This window comes from Cellvibrio sp. (assembly GCF_053579595.1).
Map to the genome: position 1 here is coordinate 1 of NZ_JBRFPI010000236.1, position 7,197 is coordinate 7,197.

6 protein-coding genes are annotated in these 7,197 nt (G+C 46.1%); 5 read left to right on the forward strand and 1 reads right to left on the reverse strand.

What is annotated here, in order from left to right; translation table 11 throughout:
• Positions 1-411 (reverse strand): NUDIX hydrolase (locus ACWA6V_RS14245; protein WP_449523116.1); only part of this gene is annotated, 411 nt, incomplete at its 3' end.
• A gap of 154 nt (positions 412-565) precedes the next feature.
• Here ACWA6V_RS14245 and ACWA6V_RS14250 point away from each other — a divergent pair.
• From ACWA6V_RS14250 to ACWA6V_RS14270, 5 genes are all read left to right on the forward strand, one after another.
• Complete coding sequence (locus ACWA6V_RS14250) at positions 566-1,021, forward strand: hypothetical protein (protein WP_449523117.1); 456 nt, start codon at positions 566-568, stop codon at positions 1,019-1,021.
• Positions 1,022-1,407: 386 nt separating this feature from the next.
• Entirely contained in the window at positions 1,408-2,532 is a 1,125-nt protein-coding gene (locus tag ACWA6V_RS14255) for an efflux RND transporter periplasmic adaptor subunit (protein WP_449523118.1), read from the forward strand.
• A 91-nt stretch (positions 2,533-2,623) separates the two neighbouring features.
• On the forward strand, positions 2,624-5,704 hold the full coding sequence (locus ACWA6V_RS14260; RefSeq protein WP_449523119.1) for an efflux RND transporter permease subunit: 3,081 nt from the start codon (positions 2,624-2,626) through the stop codon (positions 5,702-5,704).
• Between the two features lie 108 nt (positions 5,705-5,812).
• Positions 5,813-6,667, forward strand: coding sequence for an iron-sulfur cluster carrier protein ApbC (apbC, locus tag ACWA6V_RS14265; RefSeq protein WP_449523120.1), 855 nt, complete (start codon positions 5,813-5,815; stop codon positions 6,665-6,667).
• 101 nt (positions 6,668-6,768) lie between these two features.
• The coding region (locus ACWA6V_RS14270; RefSeq protein ID WP_449523121.1) for a hypothetical protein at positions 6,769-7,197 on the forward strand (429 nt) is incomplete at its 3' end.

The window sequence follows — 7,197 nt, forward strand, 5'->3', positions numbered from 1 at the left end:
GCGCCCTGCAAGGTATTCTTCAATGATTTGCAGGGTCATGGGGCTGCGTAACTGGTCTTTGCGGGCCAGTAGTTCATCATAGGTCAGCCAAACGGCCTCGATAATACCGGTATCTAAGGGACGTGCTGCATCGTGACTAAGGGCATTAGCAATAAACGTGGTACGGAAATAGGTGATGACATTGCTAGGGGCGGTATACAAAGTTACACCTACTACAACAGTCAACTCCACCGTCCAACCTGTCTCCTCCAGCGTCTCACGAATCGCCGCTTCGTTTAATGTTTCGTTAGGGTCTAAATGACCAGCAGGTTGGTTGTAAACTTTTTTGCCATCGGCCTCTTCATACACTATTAAAAAACGATTATCGCGTTCAACAATAGTGGCAACGGTTACGTGGGGTGCCCAGGTCATAAATAATCCTTGAATAAATCGAAAGAGCGCAAATCCTAGCAGACTTATTGATAAATTCAGTGAGTTTCATTTGTTGATTTTTAGTCGGTTCTTTGGTTGAGTCCGCTTCGATCACGGACAGATATTATTCAAATCAAACAGCCAGGATGTTTATATGACCTCTACTGCATTAATTTTTTATCCTGAACCCTATGTCGGTTTCAACAAAACCCAATTGCTTGAGCGCCATCTGTCGGCGGCGGGGGTAGTAGGTTCAAAATTCAAATCTTCTTCGTTCTTTTCTGCTGGGCAAAACTTCCGCCAATTTATTCCCAAAGTCGATTCCATTCACAGATACCATTACGGCCTTATTCGTATCCAGATTCAGGCGGTTGGGGTTTGGGCGAAAGCGGAGGGTAGGGCAGCCATTCTGGATTGCTCAAACGCAGTGCTGGTGGAGGGCGATATTATTGGATATCCGCTAGAGAGATATTCTGCCTTCCGCGAACTTCTTACTCATATCACAGGCGATCAATACGAGGTTGGAGTTGTTCATGATCCTTTGGGTGGTGGTGTATCTGAACCAGAAAGCAATTACCACATTACCGGCGTTCCCGAGTTAGTTGATTAAGCTCTTATCTTTCTGGATGAGGGGCAATTAGCTCTGCTGACAGACCTTGTCACTCCTTTGTGGAGAATAGCGGCATCATTGAATGATGAATGTCATAACTTTGTGTTATGCCTAACAATTCGTTGGACAATGATCAAAAAGGGAATATTATTTGCCAACCGACCAGATGGTCGGCTGGTTTTCTCTGACAGCTAAAGCGGATAAGGCACCTTTACACTTTGTGACACTTGTTGGTTTTGGTTTTATATGTGGCTGTGCAACAATTCTTCAGCTAAAAATGCCGAAGTTATGGTTGGGATACCGACGGTTTATCACCTCCTCCCTCCCTGATTGTTTGCCAACCCTGTATTTTTGAATCTTCTCTCCTCTCAATGGTTCTTCATCTTATGAACAATGCGAAATCAATCGGTATTGCTGTTGCAAGCCTTCTAGGGATTGTGTTGGTTGTTGGCGGCATCAAAGGCGGCCAAATTGCTGCTATGGTACAAGCTGGCGAAAATACCCCTGCACCTTCAGAGACTGTCAGCACCTTCACAACAGAAATTCAAAAGTGGCCTAATAGTTACACGGCGATGGGGACTGTAGAAGCCTCCGAAGGCATCGTGATTGCCGCCGAAGTTGCCGGTAAGGTAAAAGAAATTCGTTTTAAATCTGGTGAGCAGGTTAAAAAAGGTACTGTGATTCTGGTGCAAGAATCAGGAAATGAGCAGTCTCAATTGAGTGCTGCTGAAGCGCGTCTACGATTGGCTAAATCCAATCATGAGCGTTTGGTTGAGCTGCGCAAGCGCAATACTGTGTCGCAAAGTGAACTCGATACTGCCGTTCAGCAAATGGAATCTGCTGAAGGTGATGTGGGAGATTTGAAGGCTACTCTTGACAAAAAAATAGTGCGCGCACCTTTCGATGGTCGCTTGGGTATTCGTAAGGTTGACTTGGGCGAAGACTTGCAAGTCGGTGGCGAAATTGTGTCTTTGCAAGCGACTAATAGTGTGCGCGTCAATTTTCCTGTACCTCAATTCTGGTTGGTGCAGATGAATCGCGGCCTGCCGGTTGAAGTAAATGTAGGTGATGGTTCTGATGCAACGATTACCGGTGAAATTACGGCGATAGGTGCCGAAATCAGTTCAGTTACGCGTAATGCAATAGTGCAATCCTATCTGCAAAACGAAAAAAACCAATTGATTCCTGGCATGGCAGTCGAAACCAAAGTGACTTTGTCTGATCCGCAGGAGGTATTGGCTGTTCCAAGTACAGCAGTCATTTATGCGCCCTTCGGCGATACGGTTTTTGTAATTGAAGCGGGTGAAAAAGCCGGCACATTTAAAGCGCGTCAACAGTTTGTACGTCTAGGTAAAGCACGCGGTGATTTTGTTGAAATCGTTGATGGCTTAAAAGTAGGTGATGTAGTTGCCAGTGCAGGCGCATTCAAATTGTTAAATGGCCAAGCGGTAACGGTAAGTACTTTGCCAACACCGGAATTCAAACTCGAACCTACCCCTGCTGATAGTTAATATTTGGTTATCTACTCGCTCCCTGATTGTGGGGCGGGTGACAACATCTCACGCTTTACTCCATAAGCCAAAAAGCCCATGAGCCTAACTTATGAAATTTACTGATATTTTTATCAAACGGCCGGTACTTGCCATAGTGGTGAGCCTGCTCATTTTAATTTTGGGTATACAGGCAGGATCCAACCTGACTGTGCGTCAATATCCCCGTAGTGATATTTCCGTCATTATCATCAACACCGTTTATGTTGGTGCTAACGCAGAATTGGTACGTGGATTCATCACTACTCCGATAGAGCGCGCAATTGCCTCAGCGGGCGGTATTGATTACATCGAATCACAAAGTGCAATGGGCATGTCTACTGTCACTGCGCACTTGCGTTTAAATTACGACCCGCTGAAAGCCATGACTGAAATTTCGGCCAAGGTGAATCAGGTGCGTGGTGATTTACCACCAGAAGCGGAAGTGCCTGCGATTCGTATTGAGGCCGCTGATTCACAATTTGCTGCTGCTTACTTAAGTTTCAGTTCGGAAATCCTTGAGCAAAACCAAATTACTGATTTTTTAACCCGCTCGATCCAACCGCGGTTAACGGCTGTTGCTGGCGTACAGAAAGCAGATGTATTAGGTGGCAGAACTTTTGCGATGCGTATTTGGTTGAAACCTGAGCGTATGGCAGCGTTAAACGTAACTCCGGTACAAGTGCGTGCTGCATTAGCAGCTAACAACGTACAAGCAGCAGTAGGGCAAACTCGAGGCACCTATACCCAGGTTAATTTGCGAGCTGATACGGATTTAAAAAGTGTTGATGAATTTAAGCAGTTAGTTATTCGCAACTCTGCTGATGGCATTATCCGGTTAAGTGATATTGCTGATGTCGCTTTAGGTGCAGAGAACTACGACACAGTCGTTAACTACTCCGGAGACACTGCGGTATTTATGGGGGTTTGGGTCGCACCCAATGCAAACGCATTGGATGTAATGAAAGCGGTCAATAAGGAAATGGAAGCGATCAAGGCAGAATTGCCGACAGGTTTGTCCGGCACAGTTGCCTATGACTCAACAGAGTATATTGACGCCGCGATTCATGAAGTAATCAAAACTCTCTCGGAAACTCTGTTGATTATTGTGATAGTAATCTTCTTATTCCTTGGGTTTAGCCGCTCAGTCATCATTCCGGTATTGGCGATTCCTCTATCGTTAGTCGGCGCATTATTTATTATGCAGGTCTGCGGTTTCTCCCTGAACTTGCTCACGCTACTCTCAATCGTACTTTGCGTAGGTTTGGTTGTGGACGATGCGATTGTGATGGTGGAAAACATCGAACGCCATATTCAGGAGGGGATGAAACCTTTCCCTGCTGCAATTATTTCCGCACGTGAATTGGCGGGACCCATTTTGGCGATGACAGTAACATTGGCATCTGTGTACATCCCAATCGGTTTACAAGGTGGTTTGATCGGATCATTGTTCCGTGAGTTCGCTATAACGCTCGCGGGAGCTGTAACAATTTCCGCGATTGTTGCAATTACCTTATCGCCGATGTTGGGTTCGCGCATGTTGAAACCCCACACTGGTTTAAAAGCACCGCTGGAAAAACCTTTTGAGCGTTTCCGCGAATGGTACGGGCGCAAGTTGGAAATCAGCTTACAGAATCGTGCGGGTGTTTATATTTTCTGGATCGGTATCACTTTACTGTGCTTTCCTCTATACAACATGTCACCTAAAGAATTGGCACCAACAGAAGACCAAGGTGTTATTTTCGGAATAGTAGATGCCCAAGCCAACTCAACCGTCGATCAGGCTTCGCATTATGGTAAGCAAGTTAATGAAGTATTTATGGCTGTTCCGGAAACAGCATTTACTTTTCAATTGACGTTCCCCACGGGTGGTTTTTCGGGCATGGTAACTAAACCTTGGGAAGATCGTGATCGTGATGTGTTTGAGATAATGCCGGAAGTGCAACAAAAATTATCAGCTATTGCCGGTGTGAAAATTCTGCCCATTACACCACCTGCATTACCGGGTGGTGGCCAGTTCCCTGTTGAAATCGTGTTGGCATCCACAGCAGACATCAAAGAGATTTATGACTATGCGTTGAAGGTGCAGGAGATTATGGTGAAGTCCGGTATGTTTTACTTCCAGACACTGGATGTAAAAGTGGATCAGCCGGATTACAAACTCAGTATTGATCGCGAAAAAGTGGCGGATCTTGGTTTGGATTTGCAGACCGTGACTAACGACGTGGGTACCTTATTGGGCGGTGGTTATGTCAACCGGTTCAATATGGCTGGGCAAAGCTATAAAGTAATCCCGCAAGTGAAGCGTGTTGAACGATTAAACCCTGATGATTTGGCCAACCTGTATGTTACAGGTCCAGATGGAAACTTGATTCGTTTGGATCAGGTCGCGAGCATCAGTCACTCGACAGAGCCGCGTACGATTAACCGTATGCAACAACTCAACGCAGTGAAAATCAGTGGCGTTCCGGGTGTTCCGTTAGGGCAAGCATTGGCACATGTGGAAACCGAAGCACGTAAGATATTGCCCAAAAGCTACACCATCGATTACACCGGCGAATCGCGTCAGTTGATTCGTGAGGGTAATACCTTTTTGCCGGCGTTCCTGATGGCAATTGTTATGATCTTTTTGGTGTTATCAGCGCAATACAATAGCTTCCGTGATCCATTGGTTATTCTTGCGGGTTCTGTACCTTTGGCGATGTTCGGTGCGCTCTTGTTCACTTTCCTGAAAATACCTATGCCGATCCCATTCTTTACCAACGGATTTACCAGCACCCTGAATATTTATTCGCAGGTGGGTTTGGTGACGCTGATGGGATTGATTGCACGTAACGGTATTCTGGTGGTCGAATTCGCCAACAAGTTGCAGGAGCAGGGTGTCGCCAAGCTTGATGCAATTCGCGAGGCCTCCTCTTTACGTCTACGTCCGGTGATGATGACTAGTGTCGCTACTATCGCAGGTCACACACCGTTGATATTTGCTGCGGGCGCTGGTGCTGAGGCGCGCAATGCGATTGGTATTGTGTTAGTGCTCGGTATGACGATTGGTACTTTCTTTACCTTGTTTGTATTGCCTTCGGTGTACATGCTGCTTGCCAAAGATCATCAGCATGATCGCGAAGAGCTGGAGCATTTGGCTGAAGCCAACTAAATTATCCGGTTACAAAAAAGGGTGCCAATTGGCACCCTTTTTTGTTAGGGTGCGACCAAATTACATTGGCAGAATTTGAGTGCTGAATAGCGTTATACAGAGGGTTCTATGGCAAGCAATCAAAGTACAACACATCATCAAGCGATCCCGCAGGTAAAAAATATTATCGCGGTTGCATCGGGTAAGGGAGGGGTAGGTAAATCCACTACTGCAGTTAATCTTGCATTAGCGTTAGCAGCAGAGGGTGCGCGGGTGGGTATTTTGGATGCGGACATTTATGGCCCCAGTCAACCGCAAATGTTGGGGGTAGGGCAGCGCCGCCCGGAAGTGGTTGGTGACCAGGGTAAGCAGCAAATGCTACCGATCAATGCCTACGGTATCCAATCGATTTCAATGGGCTATCTAGTTACTGAGGATACTCCAATGCTCTGGCGTGGTCCTATGGCGACGGGTGCGCTGCAGCAATTATTGATGCAAACCCGCTGGGATAATTTGGATTACTTAATTATCGACATGCCTCCTGGTACCGGCGATATACAAATTACGCTCGCCCAAAAAGTACCAGTAACGGGTGCAGTGATTGTTACCACACCGCAGGACATCGCTTTGTTGGATGCCAAAAAAGGCATAGAGATGTTCCGTAAAGTCAATGTGCCAATTTTAGGTGTGATTGAAAATATGGCGATTCATATTTGCTCCAACTGCGGCCATGAAGAGCATGTTTTTGGCGAAGGTGGTGGTGAGCGTATTGCACGCGATTATCAAACTGAGTTGTTGGGTTCTTTGCCTTTGGATTTATCCATTCGTGCAGATGCAGACCGGGGCAAGCCATCCGTAGCGGCGGATCCCGATTCGGCAATTAGCCAAAAATATCGCGCAATTGCGCGTAAGCTAGTAGTCAATGTGCAGCAACATAATCAAAGTAACCAAGTGTTGCCGGATATTGAAATTTCGGATGATTAATGTTCTTTTAGAAAAATTGTTGACCCGGCTCGCTCATGCGAGTCGGGTATTTTTTATTCAGTTACGTGGTTTCTATTATTCAGTTCTTCACAGGGATTCTTATGCTGAAAAATATCGTGCGTATGTTCTGCACCATAAGTGTGTTGCTGGTAGTTAGCCCACTGGTTAATGCGGGTTCCTATACCCCTACTGTTGACCAGTGCGATGGGTTCGCCCAATTACCTGTTGTAACCCAGGCGGGAACCTGTTTGGGGTTGGTCGCGGCGCGCAGTCCAAAAAATCCATTTAAAATGCCACGTACATTGGTGCAAACTCCCGATGATAAGTTGCTCATTGTTGATATGGGAGCTTGGGTGCCGCGCAAGGGGCAGTTGCTGCTTTTGGATTACCGAAATCCTGATGCTTCAGCCAAAATTTTATTAAGTCACTTAAATTTACCACATAAAATTTTGCAGGGGCGTGATGGGAAAATATATGTTGGAGAAGCAGATCGTATACAGCGTTTTTCATGGAAAAACGGTCAGATAGTT

Bases quoted from the DNA above. Each gene is read 5' to 3' on its own strand.
- ACWA6V_RS14260 (WP_449523119.1), top strand. From the start codon at position 2,624: ATGAAATTTACTGATATTTTTATCAAACGGCCGGTACTTGCCATAGTG.
- ACWA6V_RS14250 (WP_449523117.1), top strand. From the start codon at position 566: ATGACCTCTACTGCATTAATTTTTTATCCTGAACCCTATGTCGGTTTC.
- apbC (WP_449523120.1), top strand. From the start codon at position 5,813: ATGGCAAGCAATCAAAGTACAACACATCATCAAGCGATCCCGCAGGTA.
- ACWA6V_RS14255 (WP_449523118.1), top strand. From the start codon at position 1,408: ATGAACAATGCGAAATCAATCGGTATTGCTGTTGCAAGCCTTCTAGGG.